This window comes from Bifidobacterium minimum, from assembly GCF_000741645.1.
Classification (GTDB): Bacteria; Actinomycetota; Actinomycetes; order Actinomycetales; family Bifidobacteriaceae; genus Bifidobacterium; species Bifidobacterium minimum.
In genome coordinates this window covers 15434-31953 of the sequence record NZ_JGZD01000006.1, presented here as the reverse complement: position 1 = coordinate 31953, position 16520 = coordinate 15434, and the positions used below count along the sequence as shown (strand labels likewise).

At 58.4% G+C, this 16520-nt stretch carries 13 protein-coding genes and 3 pseudogenes; 10 read left to right on the top strand and 6 right to left on the bottom strand.

Annotation, left to right across the window (positions count from 1 at the left end; all coding sequences use genetic code 11):
• Positions 1 to 23 precede the first annotated feature (23 nt).
• The gene (locus BMIN_RS01500; RefSeq protein ID WP_022861899.1) at positions 24 to 1481 is read left to right on the top strand and encodes a lipopolysaccharide biosynthesis protein; all 1458 of its coding nucleotides are present in this window, start codon (positions 24 to 26) and stop codon (positions 1479 to 1481) included.
• 13 nt (positions 1482 to 1494) lie between these two features.
• Positions 1495 to 2610, top strand: a complete 1116-nt coding sequence (locus BMIN_RS01495; RefSeq protein ID WP_026647659.1) for a polysaccharide pyruvyl transferase family protein — start codon at positions 1495 to 1497, stop codon at positions 2608 to 2610.
• A 366-nt stretch (positions 2611 to 2976) separates the two neighbouring features.
• On the opposite strand, the gene BMIN_RS08495 is transcribed toward BMIN_RS01495, so the two are convergent.
• The 4 genes and pseudogenes from BMIN_RS08495 to BMIN_RS01480 all read right to left on the bottom strand — a co-directional run.
• On the bottom strand, positions 2977 to 3582 hold the full coding sequence (locus tag BMIN_RS08495; RefSeq protein WP_156097292.1) for a hypothetical protein: 606 nt from the start codon (positions 3580 to 3582) through the stop codon (positions 2977 to 2979).
• A 770-nt stretch (positions 3583 to 4352) separates the two neighbouring features.
• The gene (locus BMIN_RS09050; protein ID WP_274518311.1) at positions 4353 to 4487 is read right to left on the bottom strand and encodes a hypothetical protein; all 135 of its coding nucleotides are present in this window, start codon (positions 4485 to 4487) and stop codon (positions 4353 to 4355) included.
• A 101-nt stretch (positions 4488 to 4588) separates the two neighbouring features.
• Positions 4589 to 5400 (bottom strand): annotated as a pseudogene (istB, locus tag BMIN_RS01485) (IS21-like element ISBlo2 family helper ATPase IstB).
• Positions 5352 to 5876 (bottom strand): annotated as a pseudogene (locus BMIN_RS01480) (IS21 family transposase); the annotation flags it as partial. The pseudogenes istB and BMIN_RS01480, both read right to left, overlap by 49 nt.
• A gap of 201 nt (positions 5877 to 6077) precedes the next feature.
• On the opposite strand from BMIN_RS01480, the gene BMIN_RS08490 reads away from it, so the two are divergent.
• Positions 6078 to 6227, top strand: coding sequence for a hypothetical protein (locus BMIN_RS08490; protein WP_155522364.1), 150 nt, complete (start codon positions 6078 to 6080; stop codon positions 6225 to 6227).
• Positions 6224 to 7090: an IS3 family transposase gene (locus tag BMIN_RS01470; protein ID WP_022861894.1), complete on the top strand. Its 867-nt coding sequence runs from the start codon at positions 6224 to 6226 to the stop codon at positions 7088 to 7090. Before BMIN_RS08490 ends, BMIN_RS01470 begins: the two co-directional genes overlap by 4 nt.
• Positions 7091 to 7317: 227 nt before the next feature.
• Here BMIN_RS01470 and BMIN_RS01465 read toward each other — a convergent pair whose 3' ends face one another.
• Both BMIN_RS01465 and BMIN_RS01460 read right to left on the bottom strand, forming a co-directional pair.
• The gene (locus BMIN_RS01465) at positions 7318 to 8958 is read right to left on the bottom strand and encodes an ABC transporter ATP-binding protein (protein ID WP_022861893.1); all 1641 of its coding nucleotides are present in this window, start codon (positions 8956 to 8958) and stop codon (positions 7318 to 7320) included.
• A 142-nt stretch (positions 8959 to 9100) separates the two neighbouring features.
• Positions 9101 to 10795 (bottom strand): ABC transporter permease, encoded by a 1695-nt coding sequence (locus BMIN_RS01460; protein WP_026647656.1) that lies wholly within the window; start codon positions 10793 to 10795, stop codon positions 9101 to 9103.
• Between the two features lie 456 nt (positions 10796 to 11251).
• Here BMIN_RS01460 and rplS point away from each other — a divergent pair, with 456 nt between their 5' ends.
• From rplS to BMIN_RS01430, 6 genes and pseudogenes are all read left to right on the top strand, one after another.
• On the top strand, positions 11252 to 11617 hold the full coding sequence (gene rplS, locus BMIN_RS01455; RefSeq protein WP_026647655.1) for a 50S ribosomal protein L19: 366 nt from the start codon (positions 11252 to 11254) through the stop codon (positions 11615 to 11617).
• Positions 11618 to 11625: 8 nt separating this feature from the next.
• A complete protein-coding gene (lepB, locus tag BMIN_RS01450) occupies positions 11626 to 12435 on the top strand; it encodes a signal peptidase I (RefSeq protein ID WP_238565578.1) in 810 nt (269 codons plus the stop codon).
• A 172-nt stretch (positions 12436 to 12607) separates the two neighbouring features.
• Positions 12608 to 13363: a ribonuclease HII gene (locus BMIN_RS01445; protein ID WP_081648098.1), complete on the top strand. Its 756-nt coding sequence runs from the start codon at positions 12608 to 12610 to the stop codon at positions 13361 to 13363.
• A gap of 167 nt (positions 13364 to 13530) precedes the next feature.
• Complete coding sequence (locus tag BMIN_RS01440; RefSeq protein WP_051126501.1) at positions 13531 to 14610, top strand: LacI family DNA-binding transcriptional regulator; 1080 nt, start codon at positions 13531 to 13533, stop codon at positions 14608 to 14610.
• A gap of 136 nt (positions 14611 to 14746) precedes the next feature.
• Positions 14747 to 15565, top strand: a pseudogene (locus tag BMIN_RS01435) (FGGY-family carbohydrate kinase); the annotation flags it as partial.
• Between the two features lie 191 nt (positions 15566 to 15756).
• Positions 15757 to 16389 carry an L-ribulose-5-phosphate 4-epimerase gene (locus BMIN_RS01430; RefSeq protein ID WP_238565585.1) on the top strand — a complete coding sequence of 211 codons (633 nt, stop codon included), beginning with the start codon at positions 15757 to 15759 and terminating at the stop codon, positions 16387 to 16389.
• The last annotated feature ends 131 nt before the right edge of the window (positions 16390 to 16520 follow it).

Here is a 16520-nt window from a genome sequence, read left to right as displayed (position 1 = left end):
AATTCACGAAAGGAAATGGCTTTTTGGGTAAGTACAAAAATCTTCTTGTAAATATCGGCCTGTTTACGTTGAACACGGTATCTACGAAACTGATTACATTCTTACTGGTGCCGTTGTATACCTATTTTCTTACGACGGCGCAGTATGGTGTGACGGACATGTCATTGACCGTGGCTGGCTTGATTACTCCGGTCCTGACCTTGTCCATCGGCGATGCCACAACGCGGTATATCATTGATGATCCGAGCGATAAGAAGCAATACATATCTGTCGGATTCTGGGTCACATTGTTCGGCTGCCTGCTTATGCTTCTGTTGCTTCCACTGCTGAATTTGCCGATATTTGGTGGTCTTGGAAACTATGAATGGCTTTATCTGGCATATTTTGCCTCGTCCGCATTCAACGCATATTTGGCGAATGTAGCTCGCGGCTTAAACCAGATAAAGCTCATCACCTGGGCTTCCATTGCATCGTCTCTTGCGTCAGCATCTTCGGCTGGCTTGCTTATCGGATTGCTTGGTTGGAAGGTTGAGGGATACTTCGTTTCTTTGATCTTCGGAGGATTGGTCGCGGTCATTCTGTACCTCGTATTCGGAGGTTCTTGGAAATATGTGGCCCTTCCAAGAAAAGAGCGTGATCGGCGAATTCTTAAAAAGATGCTGCTATATTCCGTGCCGTTGATGCCGAACGCCATTTTTTGGTGGATTGGTACGAGTGTAAATAGATTTTTCATTACCAGTATGCTTGGCATCGGAGCATCTGGCTTATTCGCTGCGGCCAGTAAGATACCTAACGTAATGAACATGGTTTCGTCCACGTTCTGGCAGGCATGGAGCTTGTCTGCATTCCAGGAGTTCAAGAAAACGGATACCGGCAAGTTCTACAGCAACGTGTTCGCTGTATTCCGTACGTTCTGTTTTCTTGCGGCATCGGGGCTCATGTTGCTGACTCCATGGCTTGCCTCATTGCTGCTGCAGAAAAAATTCTATGATTCATGGCCTATTATACCGATCCTTATTCTGGCATTTTTGTTTAATGTATTCGCGGGATTTTATGGGACGGTATTCACCGCGAGCATGAAGACTCGGCACTTGATGACATCTACTGCTGCAGCGGCGATTGTGGTCATCGTGCTGACTTGGCTGCTTATCCGTGTTATGGGTCTACAAGGTGCTGCATGGGCTATGGTCGGCAGTAATTTGGTCATGTACGCCATACGTGTGGTTATGGCCAATCAGATCGTCAAAATCGACGTGAACCGGCCACTTATGCTGGCGAATATTCTGCTAGTATCTGTGCAAACATGTGTATTGGCGTGGCACCCGACTGCGTATATGTTGGTATCGGCTGTGCTGTTCTTGGCTGTGCTCGTGGTGTCTGCCATAGACATCTATCCGTCTGTGAAAACCCTGTCCGTCGCGGTTAAGGGCAAGGGTTCAAGGAATAATCACGGAAAACATGTTAGGGAAATGAAGATTTGAGGAGATGGATAAAATGAAAATTGGAACAATCACTTTCCATTGTGCATATAATTTTGGTTCCGCTCTGCAAACTTATGCATTGAGGAAATATCTTACTGATCTCGGGCATGATGTGCACGTTATTGATTATCGTAGTGAGGATTTCCGGAATTACTGGATTTTCCGAAAATACGGTATCAAATCGTTTGCCGTGGATTTGCTGTTCCTTCCGGGCAATCTACGCAGACGCAGCAGTTTCCAGACTTTTTGGCACAGGCATTTTAATCTGACTAAGAATACTTACGAAGGCACTGACGCAGACCTGCAGATGGCTCAGGATTTGAACGACTTTGATGCGTTTATTTGCGGAAGCGATCAAATCTGGAATCTGGATTGTACTCGCGGTCCTGTTCCGCCGTTCTTCCTTTCATTTGCGCCTAACGACACCAAGAAAATCGCGTATGCGCCAAGTATGTCACATGCCAAGTTTGTAGAGAAGAATTTCACCGCAGAAGACAAGAAGAGGATTTCCGGTTGGCTAAATCGTTTTGACTCGGTATCCGTGCGTGAGATTTCTGTTGCTGGGCAGTTTCAGGACTTGACGGATAAATCCATCGTCGAAACGCTTGATCCGACGCTTTTGCTTGATCTGAAGGACTATCGGCATATTCAAGCACCCGAACTCCAGAAGAGGCTCAAAGAAGGCAAGTATATCTTTGCCTATACGCTGTGGCCGAATAAAGACATGGTGAAATATATTGATGAGCTCGCAGCAGAACGAAATCTGACTATCGTTTACTACTCGAGGAATCCAATTCATTATAAGGCGCATTCCATCAACGTGTGGGGGATTGGCCCTGCTGACTTCCTCACGTTAATCGACAAGGCCGCGTGCGTAGTATCTAACTCATTCCATGCCACGGTGTTCTCTATTCTTTATGGAAAGCCTTTCCTTACGTTTGGCACCGAGAAGAGCAGCTCTCGTATGAAGACTCTTCTCGCTAGGCTTGGATTGCCTGAAGAGCATTTGTTGCCGCCTGATTTCGAAGACGGAACGAAGATCAAGCCGTTTGTGTCCAATCTGGATGTCGCACGGCTCAATGAACTGCGCGCGACATCCGAGCAATTCCTTAAAATGGCGTTAGCATGAAATGAACAGATGGGTGCTTACCACCGTCTGTTCGATTAGGATTTGAGTGTGAGCTATCACATGACATTTTATTTTCATGTGGATTTTGCTGATACTATTTTCATCCCATAATATAATTATGGTTTAATTTGAATAAATCTAATTTGAATCCAGTGGACTCCAATACGCTCACACTCAAATCTTTGCCATCTGTGTGTTTTTAAAATTGTTTTCTTTGTTTAAATAATTACCTAGCTGTATAAATTACACTTGTTCTGTTTTCCTCTTGTTGTTTACTTTATTTATACATTTGTGGAAGAACTGAGCAAATAGCATTTATATTTGTGTGAAAACCAAAGGAATTGAAATGAAATCGTCGCTAATTCGTTAAGAAGGATGTTTTCCGCTGAATTGTCGTGGGAATAATTTTCCATGAGTCAGCATTCTTTTCGGTTTTTTGATGCACCTCATAGAAGCCTTGATGGGAGAGGGGATGGTGGTGAGCAGAAGAGGGAATGCAGTCAACGCTGAGAATGCTCCCCATTCTGATAAACCATAGAAAAGAACAATTGTAATCAGAATCAAGCTTGAATAATCCCTGTTGCGGATCATGGAACGAATGGAGTGAATAAGAATTACGGTAAAGATTAAAGCGCCAATTATACCAAATTCAACAAGAACTCTAACATAGGCGAAATCAAGCCAAAATGTACCCCACTGGCCATCTATAAAAAGAGTTTCTCCTAATTTGTCGAGATAATGTCCTGTTAGATTCACTCCATAGAGACGAATTGCCATTACGGAACCGATGAATCTATACGAAAATGTGCCGGAGATGATTTTTCCTATGAAGCCGGTCTTCCTCGTGAGGTATAAGGAGAAAATGAGGATGCCGATAATTGCAACAAGATATGGTGCAAATCGTAGTATTTTCTTTTTGAAAAAATCAATCTTGTCAAAGAAGAGAATTAAGAGAGCGTAGATAACGAGCACAACGCAACCGGTGACGCAGTTCGGGAAGATGTAAAGAAATGCGCTTGAAATAGCCAGGATAGCTATAGAAATTGGAGAAGACAGTTTGCTTATGTATATGAAACATATAATCGTGAATACAAATTGAATTCCGAAATTGTTTGGTTGGAGAAAGAAGAAAGTATATCTAGTTCTATCTCCTGTGTTATATAGACTAACGTTTATGAATTTGATTTTTAAAGCTAGAAAGTATGTTATAATGCATGAGGCTAAAATGATTGATTGTACAATTAAAAATGTATTTAATAGCTTCTTTTTTGTGCTTTGTGTGGTGGCTGCGAAGAGAAGCAACACGATTAGTGTGGTGTCTCGAGTCAATAGCCAAGTGTTAAAGGTGAATAAAAAAATAAGTATTAAGAAAAAAAGATTTTTTTTGAAAGAGGACAACGCTAGAGACCGCAATTATGCCTAAAAGTGTGATACTGGACTTGCTGAGGGGAACCAGAAAATCAAAATCAAGCAGACTGGCATATTTGTTTATTAAAAGAATTATGAAGCCAACAATGATGATAATGTGACTTACTCGGATTTTGTATATATCCTCTATCGTGGTTTTCATGTATCTCATTTCAGGCTTGCGCGCAATGCTACAACTCTCTCAATCTATACAAAGATAAGATCTGTCAGGGACATAAACGAAATGCTGCATCGTAAGTGTTGACATTCTTGTCTTGTGTTATTGGCAGTTCATTCGTCTCTCCGTGGGCCCAACTAGAGTTCAGTTTTTCCTACTACTGAATGGTGCAGTTTGGTGTGACGTCGGTGATCATCTGGCCGCCGGCCACTGCGACGCTGCCGCCGCTCACTCGGTAGTCCTTGCCCTGCCCGCCGTTGTTGTCCCAGGCGGAACCATTCGTGAACGCCATGCGCACCTGCCCGCCGGCGGTGTCCGGTGTATTTCATCAAGTCGGCGTTTCGTGTTTAGTCATGTATTTTTTTCGGGTTTAGGCAGTTGCATGCATTTTCCTTATTTTTCCGGTTGCGCGGAGGTGTTCCTGCCGAACATGAGGGCCTCGCCGGCGCGGCGGCTCCGGCCCGCGGACTCGAGGAGCCGCCCGTGGTGCACGATGCGGTCGATAATCGCGGCGGCGAGTTTGTCGTCCGCGAAGACCGTGCCCCATTTACTGAACTCGATGTTCGTGGTGAATATGATGCTCCGTCTTTCGTAGCTGCCCGCGATGATCCGGTCAGGGCAGGCGCGCCCCGTCGATGTCGAAGGGTACGTAGCCGAACTCGTCCAGTATGATCAGGTCGGCACGGCCGATGTCCCGGAGCATCGTCTCGAGCGTGCCGTCGCGTTTGGCCTTGCCCAGCTGGAGGACGAGCTCGGCGGTCCGGTGGAACCGCACGCCCAGCCCCATGTCGATCGCCTTCATGCCCAGCCCGATCGCGAGATGTGTCTTTCCGCGCCCGGTCTTGCCGTAGAACACCAGGTCCTGTGCACGCGGGATGAAACCGAGTCCCAGGAGCTCGCCCGGGCGTGTAGCCGTCGGGGAGCCCGGCGTTCGTGAAGTCGTAGCCGTCGAGACCCTTGACGACGGGGAACCGGGCGCGGCGCAGGAGCCTGTCGTGCTTCGCGCGTTCCCTGTTCGCCAGTTCCGTACCGGGCAGGCGGTGGACGGCGTCGACCTGGCGGGGCGTGGCCCAGCCGGCGAATTCGTCGATGCTCGCCTTGGAGATGAACAGCTTGCGGGCCTTCTCGTAGAGCCCTTCGTCCGTCTTCGTGCCCGTCGCCCGCCTCCCTGCACGCCGACGTCCGCGGTGAACGCGATGTCGTATTCACCCGGATCCGGCCTGTCATCGTCGTATTCGATACCCGCCACGCCCTCGGCGAGCCTGGCCGCGAGCAGTGTGACACCGGCGCGGTCCGCCCCGCCGGTCGATTCGAGGATGGAAAGCATCGCCTCGACCGCGTTCGCCCACCCGGATTCCCTGTCAACGCGTTTGAGGGTCTGCAGCGCCTCGTTGCGTGTCTGTCTGTCCTGCCGGTCCAGCCATTGCCGCAACGGGTCCGGCAACGCGTCACGCACCCGGCTGTTGGGCCAGGACGCGGGCTTGTTGCACAGCAGTGCCAACTGCATGGACGGGTCCTCGCTGTTCGTGCCGGCCTGGCCGTACGCCCGGGGATGGGTCGCCAGGTGCTTGCCCGACGAGTCGAGGACCCCGGGCCTCGAGCGCGCGGAGGCCCACGACCGGCTCCCTGCCCGCGTTCGCTCGGTCCGCGGAACAGCGATGCCGTCCCCGGGCGCGGCCACTGGAGGGGGTAACATAGATTGGACACCGAGTTAAGGGTGAGGGGTGCCCAAGATGACACAGATAAGAAAACGGTATGACCGGCAGTATAAGACTGCGGCAGCTCAGGTGGTGATCGACAGGGAGAAGACTGTTCGTGAGCTTCGTAGGAGCTTGGGATCAAGGATTCCACGCTCAGGCGTTGGGCCGTCGAATATGAGCAGATGGGAGCCAAAGCCTTCCCCGGTAACGGCTCGCCGAAGATCAACAAGGATTACGAGATTCTCAAACTCAGGAAACGCGTCGAGGAGCTGGAGGCGGAGAACGAACTGCTAAAAAAATTCCGTGCCTTCCTGCAGTCAGACCGTGTGTGAGATACCGGTATCTCACACAGCATCGGGATGGGCTGGCTCCGCTGAGTGTCAGGAAGGCATGCAGAATCTTCAAGGTCGCGCCGTCGGGATTCTACGAGTTCCAGCACCGGCGTAAGTCGAACCGGCAGATCGAACGTGAAGCGTTGGAGGGGTTTGTCGCTGACATTTTCACCGCCAATAAGGCTCGCTACGGGTATCGGCGGATCAACCGGGAGCTGCGGAAGACTGGGATTGTTGTCAGCGAGAAGCGCGTCCTGAAGGTCATGCAGTCCAAGGGTTTGCAGGCCAAGGGCACGACCAGGCGTTGGAGGCGAGCGAAGGCCGTCGAGCCCGGGGATCCCAGGATCAACCTGGTGCAACGCGTGTTCACCGTGGCGAAGAGGAACACCCTGTGGGTCGGGGACATCACCTATGTTCCCACTGGCGAGGGATGGCTCTACCTTGCCGCGGTGATCGACGCGTGGTCACGGAAGGTGGTCGGCTGGTCCATGTCCCACCGGATCACCGAGGACTTGGCCATCGACGCCATCGAGCAGGCCGTAGGACGGGAGAACCCGGATAAAGGCCTCGTCTTCCACGACGACCAGGGCGTGCAATACACCTCACACGCGTTCCAGCAATGCCTGGAACGCCATGGGATCACCCAATCCGTCTCCAGGCCAGGCAACCCGTACGACAACGCGGTATCGGAATCTTTCTTCAAAACCCTGAAGAGAGAGCTCATCAACGGTCGAAACTATCAAACCAGACAGGAGGCACAACAAGACATCTTCAGATACATCGAACTGTACTACAATCCGACGCGTATCCATTCCACACTCGGATACATGTCCCCACTCGAATACGAGCAGATGGCAGCATAAAAACACTAAACAAAACGTCCAATCTAGGTTCACCACTCCAAAGAACAACACAACAAGGTGTCCAACTTTCCGTCACCGCCCCCTTCGTACCCGCGTGGGATGTCCCGTATGGGGCCGCCCGCGCGGGTACGTCGTTCCGGGTACGTCGTTCCGGGTACGTCGTTCCGGATGCGAGTGACCGGGTGGCGGCCGGGTGGCGGACGGCCGCAGCAGGCCGGGCGGCGAGATTACGACGTGGAGCCAGCGGTGTCCTCGAACGACCATTCGCCGTCCGCCACCTGATCGTTGAGATTGGCGTCGTCGATGGTCAGAAGATCGTCGTCGGCGTCGTAATCGAAGAGTTCGCCGTATCGCCCCCAGCCCACGGCCGTGGCGAACTGCCGGTGCGCGTCGGCGTCACGGTATCGTGCCCTAAGCAGATCGACGATGAGTTCGCCGTGAAGCCTTCCGTTGTGCGACCTCCTCAGCGCCGTGTCGATGCTGCGCACCAGAGGCACCCTGTCGAGGGCCATGCGCGCGAACATCTGCTTGCTCGTAAGTATGTCGGCCTTGCACCATCGTATTCCCAGATTGGTGGCCGTCAGATGCCCATCGTGGACGACCATGACTCCCAGCAGGGTTCCGGCGTCGACCAGGGGGAACAGGTCATCCACCTCGAAGGAGAGGTCGGATGCCAGATCGGCCAGGGAGACTCCCTGCGGATGATCCAGCAGCACGTCCAGCAGACCCGAGATTCCTCCCGGCGTCGCGTCCGGAAGAGGTTCGGGATGCGGTGTGGACGTCGACGCCGTTTGCCGGGCCCCCGCGGGCGGGATGATGTTGACGCCCGCCTTATCCGGAGCCGTGTCCGACGATGCCGTGGAGGCGTGTCCGCCGCTGACAGGCGGGGTGGCGTCCGCATGCACGGACGTCGAGCCTGCCACGGAGGATTCCCCGGTCGTCGGCGACGCGGCGTCATACGTTGATGGTGTAGATGTAGATGGTGTAGATGTAGATGGTGTTGACGGCGTCGTGGCCGTGGCCGTCGTCGTGGCCGTCGTCGCGTCTCCTGTCAGAACCGAGTACAGGCGGTTCACCGTCTGGTCGAAAAGCGGATCGCGTCTGCTGCGTGGACGGGGGAGGTCGATGGGGACCGATGATGCGACGCGTCCCGGATTCGAGCTGAGCACGACGACCCTGTCGGCCATCTGCACGGCCTCCTCGATGTTGTGCGTCACGATCAGCATGGATTTGATGTCGCAGTCGGCGCTGGAGAACAGGCGCAGCACCTCCTGGCGAAGGTTCTCGGCGGTCAGCACGTCGAGCGCCGAGAAGGGCTCGTCCATGAACAGCGCGTCGGGATGGAGGACGAGAGCCCGGGCGATTCCCACCCGCTGCCTCATCCCGCCGGAAAGCTCCTTGGGATACGCGGTTTCGAAGCCGTCGAGCCCTATGGAATCGATGGCTGCCAGAGCCAGTTCCTCGCGTTCCCGACGGGGCACGCCGCGGGCCTGGAGTCCCAGTTCGACATTCGCCTGAACCGTCAGCCAGGGCATGAGGGCGAACGTTTGGAACACGAATGACACCCCGGGGTTGGGTCCCTGCAGACGCGTCGAACGGTAGGACACGGATCCCGCCGTGGGTTCGACGAGTCCGGCCAGTACGCGCAGAAGCGTGGACTTCCCGGCGCCGGAGCGACCGAGGATGGCTACGATCTCCCCCTCGTACAGAGTAAAGGATACGTCGTCGAGAACGGTGAGCTCGGAGCCCTTGTCGGAGGTGAAGCTCTGCGTGATGTGGTTCGCCTCGATGAGCACCTTGTCGGGGGACACGGCCCGTATGCTTCGCAGCGCGTCGCGTCTGCCCCTGCGGTCATGCATTGTCGCCATGACGACCTCCTCATCTCTGGAATGTCCTATTTGGAATGTTCTGCCTAGGAATGTTCTGTCCCGGAATGTTCTGGAATCATTGCTGGAATCATTTCTGGGATCATTCGGGCTCCCTGCCTGCCAGGCACGGTCCGACGCGCCGTCACAGCGAGAACCTTCTGCTCGCCAGTCGTTGGAGAGGCGCCCAGAACACGCGGTTGACGATGACGACGATGGCGCTCATCACCGCGACGCCGATCACCACACGGGCGGTTTGCCCGCTCTCCGTGGCCTGCGTGATGTAGGATCCCAGTCCGCGCGCCACCAGGGTGTGGTTTCCGTACGAGACGACCTCCGAGACGATCGATGCGTTCCAGGCGCCGCCCGCCGCGGTGATGCCACCCTCGCACCAGGCGCCGAACACGGAGGGGAGGATGAGGGTCCTCCATCGCAGGAATCCCGTCACCCCGAGGTTCCTGGTCATCTCCACAAGGTCGGAGGGAATGGAGTTCGCCCCGGCGATGACGTTGAACAGGATGTACCATTGGGCGCCCAGCGCCATGAGCAGGATGCTTCCCCAATTGATGTCGATCCCCCAGGCGATGAAGACCAGCGTGGCCAGAGGGAACACGAAGTTCGCGGGAAAGCTCGACAGGATCTGGATCAACGGCTGCAGCATACGGGACAGCCGCGGGTTCATGCCGATGGACGCCCCTATGGGTACCCATATCACCGAGCATACGAGGGTCAGCACCGCCACACGAAGGAAGGTGAGGCCTCCGTCGTACAGCGCGGTTCCCAGCTCGGCCAAACCGGGGCCGTTGCCGATGGTGGAGACGAGTCCCGCGGCGGCGGCGATGAGGACGCCCGCGCAGGCCGCCGCGAAGACGACGTCACCCGCCCTGCGTCCGGCTCCGCGCAAGGGCCATCGCGCCCCGGTGCGGCCCAGCGGGCGCATCGCCACGTCGAGGGCTTCGCCGATGGGCCGGAAGGCCGCGCCAAGAAGATCGTCGATATGGGACCGTCGTATCACGTTCAGCACCAGACTGGAGCGGGGAGCGTCCGCGGAGCTCTGCTCGTTGCGGAACTTCTGCGACCAGATGATCAGGGGACGCCACACGCCGATGTCGATGAGCAGGACGACGAGAATCATGGCCACGATGGCCAGACCGATGTTCCCCAGCTCCCGGTTGGCCGCCGACTCCTCGACGAAGCTCCCGATTCCCGGAAGGGCATACGTGGTGTTGTTCACCGAGATCATCTCGGAGGCGGTGAGGAAGAACCAGCCCCCGCTGACGCTCATCATGCAGTTCCACAGCAGGGGAATGGTCGAGTTCGGCACGTCGAGCTTCCAGAAGCGCTGCCAACGGGTGAGGCGGAACGAGCGCGCGGCTTCGTCCAGTTCCTGCGGTTCGGTGAGCAGCGAGTTGCGGAAGGAGAACGTCATGTTCCACGCCTGGCTGGTGAAGATGGCGAATACGGATGCCGCCTCGACGCCGAGCATCGAATGGGGGAACAGGGTGATCCATATGGTGATGGTGGCCGAGAGGAATCCCAGGACGGGTACGGATTGAAGGATGTCGAGAAGAAGCGTGAGGACCTTGCCAACGCGGCGCAGACGTGCCGCGGCGAGTCCATAGATGAAGGTGAAGATGAGGGAGAACAGGAGGGCGACGGCCATGCGCAGCAGTGATCGGAGGGTGTAGTAGGGGAGGTTCGCGGGATCTGTGGAGATGTGCGAGGGCGGACCTTCGGGTCCTAGCGTCGCATCGACGTCGGGCAGCATCCATGCGATGGTGCCGAAAAGGACGAGAATCCCCGCCACGACGATGACGTCCGAGGCGACTGCGGCCGTCATGGAGGTGCGCGTGCCGGCGGTCGACCGTCCGTGGCCACCGGCGGCGGTCTCCGCGTGGGTGATGAATGGTGACAGGGCCATGGGGCACCTCCTTGCCGGAACCGTTGGGTGCGGTCATCCACATGCCGTTCCGCGTTCTCTGCGGCGGTGCGTCGGCTGTCACGATAGGGCCGTGCGGGCGGTCTTGTCAATGCGCCGGCCGAGTCGGGAGCGTGCATTCCGCGGTTGCCCGGTCGATGGTGTGATGGTATAATCCTGAAGGTTGTGTCGAGGGTCGCTCCGCCACATGGGTGCCTCCCTCAGGGGTTCAGCCTCGCGGATCGTTATGATGCGCGGAGGCGAATCGACATCATCCTCCGGTGGTGCCGGAGGACACGGTTATGGATGGTCATGGTCGCCGCGGGCGCGGGCCGTCCCGATGAAATCGTCGACATGTGGCGGCGGTGGAGGAACATCATGGTTAACGCCATTGAGGCATTCGAGGCCAAGCACATCACCGGAGCGGAGAACATCCCGGACTTCCGTCCCGGCGATTCCGTCGACGTCAGCGTGAAGATCACCGAGGGCAACAACACCCGCCTGCAGTCCTTCGCCGGCGTCGTCATCGCCCGTCAGGGATCCGGCGCGCGCGAGACCTTCGTCGTGCGCAAGGTGAGCTTCGGCGTGGGCGTGGAGCGTCGCTTCCCGCTGCACTCCCCGGCGATCGACTCGATTAAGCTGGTCCGCAGGGGCCGCGTGCGTCGCGCGAAGCTGTACTACCTGCGCTCCCTGCGCGGCAAGGCGGCTCGCATCGTCGAGCGTCGCGACAACTCCGCGAAGTGAGCGATTCCGTGTCGTCCCGCATTCCGACGCAGGACGCCGCGGAGGATTCGCATATTCTCGAGGTAGCCGACCACGGCGTCGACCCGCGTCCACTGAGCACGTTCTCAGGGTCGTCGGTCGGCGCCGCGTCGCATTCCATGCATACCCCATCCGGACGTTCCCCCCGGCCGCGCCGGCGGAGGGGACGGCATATCGACCGCAGCCGCTTCCGGCTGCGTGACGTGGTCGTCTATTGCGGCATACCCATTCTTGTGGTCGTACTGGTGAGGGTTTTCGTCATCGGGCTGTACGTCATCCCATCGGGATCGATGATGGATACCATCGAGATCGGCGATCGCGTGGTGACGTCTCGTCTGTCGGCGCGCCCATCTTCGCTGCGGCGTGGTGACGTCGTCGTGTTCCGGGATCCCGCGCACTGGCTGAGCGACGAAACCACCTCCTCGTCTCTGGGTGGGAATTATCTGATCAAGCGTCTGATCGGGCTGCCGGGCGATCTGGTGGCGTGCAAGGGCGGGGGGAGCCCGGTGACGATCAATGGCGTCGCCGTTGATGAGTCCTCCTACATCCGTCCGGGCGTCGAGCCGAGCTCCTTCTCCTTCAGCGTGAAGGTGACGGCGGGCCATGTGTTCGTCATGGGTGATAACCGTGCCAACTCGGCGGATTCGCGCTACCACCAGAACGATGGCGATGATGGGCTCGTTCCCATGTCCGACATCGTCGGCGTCGGCGTCGCGATCTACTGGCCGATCTCCAGGATGTCCGGTCTGGATTCCCATCATGAGGTGTTCGCCGACGTCCCCAACGGCACGGTCGGTTGATATGCCTCGTCGTCGCATGGATGATGTTCCCGTCGACGGGACCGCCGAAGCACATCCTTCAGCTGCGTCCTGCCGATCCACGGCATCGCGCGAGTCCACGGCATCGCGCGAGTCTTCGGCATCACGCCAGCCTTCCGTGTCTCGTCGGTCCTCCACGTCCCGCCATCCTTCCATGTCTCGTCATTCCTCGGCGTCCTGCAGGCGTGCGGCGTCGGGTCCTTCCCTGGCATCCGGTGGTCCCGCGTCCGGAGATCGTCCCACCCTCGATCTTGAACGGGATCTCGCCTCGAAGGGGTTCGACCTCATCATCGGCTGCGACGAGGTCGGACGGGGGGCCCTGGCCGGTCCGGTGATGGTCGGCGCCGCCGCATTGTGGGCGCGTACCCTCGACGATGCGACCGTTCCCGATGGGCTGAGGGATTCCAAGCTTCTGACGCCCCATCGTCGCGAGGCGCTGGTGGATCCCCTGCGCGCGTGGTGCGCGGCCGTGGAGGTGGGTTCTGCCGGCAATGCGGAGATCGACGACTGGGGGATATCCCATGCGCTGGGTGTGGCCGCGCTGCGCGCCATGGCGCGCGTGGAGGACGCTTTGGGGGAGACGGGGCCGCTGCGGGTCGGCGTGATCCTCGATGGCCCCTATGACTACATCACCGCCGCCCGGGATTCCTTCGATGCCCCGGATCCGCGTCATCCCTTCGCCGTCACCACGATGGTCAAAGCGGATATGCGGTGTGCCGTGGTGTCCGCGGCCTCCGTGGTGGCGAAGGTGACGCGTGACGCTCTGATGGATGATCTTTCGCGTTCGGATCCGAGCTATGCGCCTTATCGGTGGGAATCCAACAAGGGATATGGCTCGGCCGCCCATCGGGAGGCCATCGCGCGGCTGGGGCCCACGTCCTGGCACAGGACCAGCTGGCATCTGGCGTAGTCGGCTGGCATCCGGCATGGTCGTCGGCATGAGCGCATTCGGCCCGATCGATGGGGTTTGGCCGGAAGACGCATAGAATGTGTCACGTTGGAATCGGGTGAATCTTAAGCGATGCGGAGGATGGCGTGGGGAAGGTCGGTAAAGGCAAGGCCACCGGAAGGCCATCCATGTTCGATGTCGCCCGGCTGGCGGGGGTAAGCCATCAGACCGTGTCTCGTGTGATCAACTCGTCCCCCGACGTGGCCGCGGCCACGCGAGCGAAGGTTCTCAAGGCGATCGAGGAACTGGGCTATCGTCCCAGCAACTCGGCTCGGGCACTGGCGTCCCGCCGCTCTCGCACCATCGGTCTGGTGGCTGGCGGACTGCGGTTCTTCGGGCCGATACTGTCGATGTCGGCGGTCGAATCGGTCGCGCGGTCCCATGGATTGTTCACCTCGATGGCGATGGTCCATGAGGCCTCCTGCACGCCCGGGGAGTTCGCGGAGTTATGCAACACCTTCGATGAGCAGAACGTGGACGCCTTCGTCTTTCTCGCCCCCACGGACGTGATGCTTGACGCCGCCTGCCGGGTTCGCGTCTCTCAGCCGACGGTTATCGTCACCTCGACGCATGGAGCGGTCGGCATGGGTGAGTGCCAGTCCCGTCTGAGGTCGCTGGGACGTTCCCGCAACGCCATGGTGGGAATCGACCAGTGGGGCGCCATGACCGAGGTCGTGCGGCTGGCGTCGGGGTTCGGACATCGGCGCGCACTGTACTTCGCCGGTCCTGCGGATTGGCGTGACGCCGCGACGCGTCTTGAGGCCTGGAGGAGGGCCTCCGTCCGGCAGTCCCTGCAGTCGGTGACGGTGCAGTGTTCGTCGTGGGATGCGTCGGAGGCGTATGCGCGGATGAACCACATCGTCGACAGGGTCGGGGCCTCGGGCGGACGGCTCGCCTCGCTGGTCGTCACCGCGAACGACAGCCAGGCGGTGGGCGTCTGCCGGGCGCTGCACGAGCATGGACTGCGCATACCTCAGGATGTCAGCGTCATAGGTTTTGACGACATGCCCGCGATGGACAACATGTATCCGCCGCTGACGACGGTGCGCCCGGATTTCGAACGGCTGGGGATCATGGCCATGCGTGAGGTCCTGTCGCTTCTGGGCGAGGGCGACGAGCCGGGGTACGCGGTGTCGTCCCACGGCGTCGGCCTGATTCCGGCGACGCTGGTGAAGCGTGGCTCGTTGGGGCCCGTGGCGATTCGCTGACACGGCTCGCGCGTCCGGAAATGTTGCGAACTGGATTGTTCTCGCGTATAGTGCTGTCTATCGATGTGAGCGCTAACAACCATCCGAGGGCGGATGGCCGCTCCCATGGCCGCAGTGGTTGACGCGGCCCGCCGACATGGTCGCCACGAACGCCGTGCGGGTCCGCACCGGCAACGTCTCGGCCGGGACCTCGATCTTCGCCACGGTGGTCCTTGACCATACGCTTGAGCGCCTCCATCCCGAGGTCGACCTCGTCGCCACCCCCGCCGGCGATCCCGCGGGGATGAGCCACGCCAACAATTTCACGTCGGATCTCAACGCGTGGGTCAGGCTTTTCGGCCAGTTCGCCGAGGCCGTGGGACTGACTTTGGACGCCGGCACCCTATACGGCACGCTGTTCCGCACGGCGATCTCCCCGGAGGCCGACGCGGACGCGGGCGGCCTTCTCAACTACTGCTTCTATTCGGGCGAGTTCCTGGCCGGGATCGAGGAGGGAAGACCGGTGTTCGCGCGCGGTCCGGAAGCCTCGATGACCTTGGCGAACTTCATGCGCGCCCAGCTGTTCGGAGCGTTCTCCCCGGTGAAGATCGGCATGGACGTCATGACGAAGGACGAGGGCGTCAGGGTCGACTCGCTTATCGGGCATGGAGGGATCTTCACCACGCCCAAGGTCGCGCAGAAGATCCTCGCCGCCGCATTCAACACGCCCATCCAGGTGATGTCCACCGCGGCCGAGGGCGGTGCCTGGGGCATGGTCGTTCTGGCCGATTATCTCTGGCACGCGGACACCCCCCTTGCCGACCATCTCGACGATCGCGTCTTCGCTGATGCCCAATCCACGGTGGAGGAGCCCGATCCCGCGGATGTGGCCGGTTTCGAGGAGTTCTTCGCGAACTTCGTGAGGGGGCTTCCCATCGAGAGGGCGGCCATCGAGGCCATTCCGCTGGAAAGATAACCCAAAGTAACTCAAGAAGATAACCCGCTGTGGAAGACGGCGGCGTGGGGCGCGAGCGTATGGCGTCCCGCACCGCATACAAGACCCGACACACACCATGCCCGACACACACCATGAAAGGGAAATGCATTATGACAACTCTCGCCGATTACGGACCCGAGGTCCGCGCCGAGGTCAAGTAGGTCCGCCAGATCGTCTCCGACCTCCACCAGCAGCTTCTGACGTGGAATCTCGTCGTGTGGACCGCGGGCAACGTCTCGCAGCGTCTCCATACCGCGGATCTTATGGTGATCAAGCCCTCGGGGGTCCGTTACGAGTATCTGACGCCCGGTTCGATGGTCGTCTGCGACCTTGACGGCAATGTCGTCGACGGCACCGAGGCGCCCTCGTTCGACACGGCCTCCCATGCTTACATCTACCGCAACATGCCCGACGTCTACGGCGTCGTGCACACGCACTCCACCTATGCCACCGCCTGGGCCGCCACCGGGAAGAACATCCCCTGCGGCCTGACGATGATGGGTGATGAATTCGGTGGTCCGGTTCCGGTGGGTCCCTTCCGCCTGATCGATTCCGAGGCCATCGGCGAAGGGGTCGTCGAGACGCTGCGCAAGTATCCGCATTCCCCGGCGGTGCTGATGCAGAACCACGGCCCCTTCACCATCGGCAGGGACGCCGAAGCCGCCGTCAAGGCGGCCGCGATGACGGAGGAGGTGGCGCACACCATGTGCGCCGCTAAGCAGTTGGGCGACATCATCGAAATCCCCCAGGAGGATGTCGACAAGCTCAACGACCGTTATCAGAACGTCTACGGTCAGCACTGACCATACCGATGATGCTGGTCCGATCCACGTTCCGGGATCGTCCGGAACGTGGCCCGCGGCTGGTGCGAGGACGTTCAACCACAACGAGGCAATACCGCAACGAGGCAACAACCGCGCGGCTCCGACCGCGC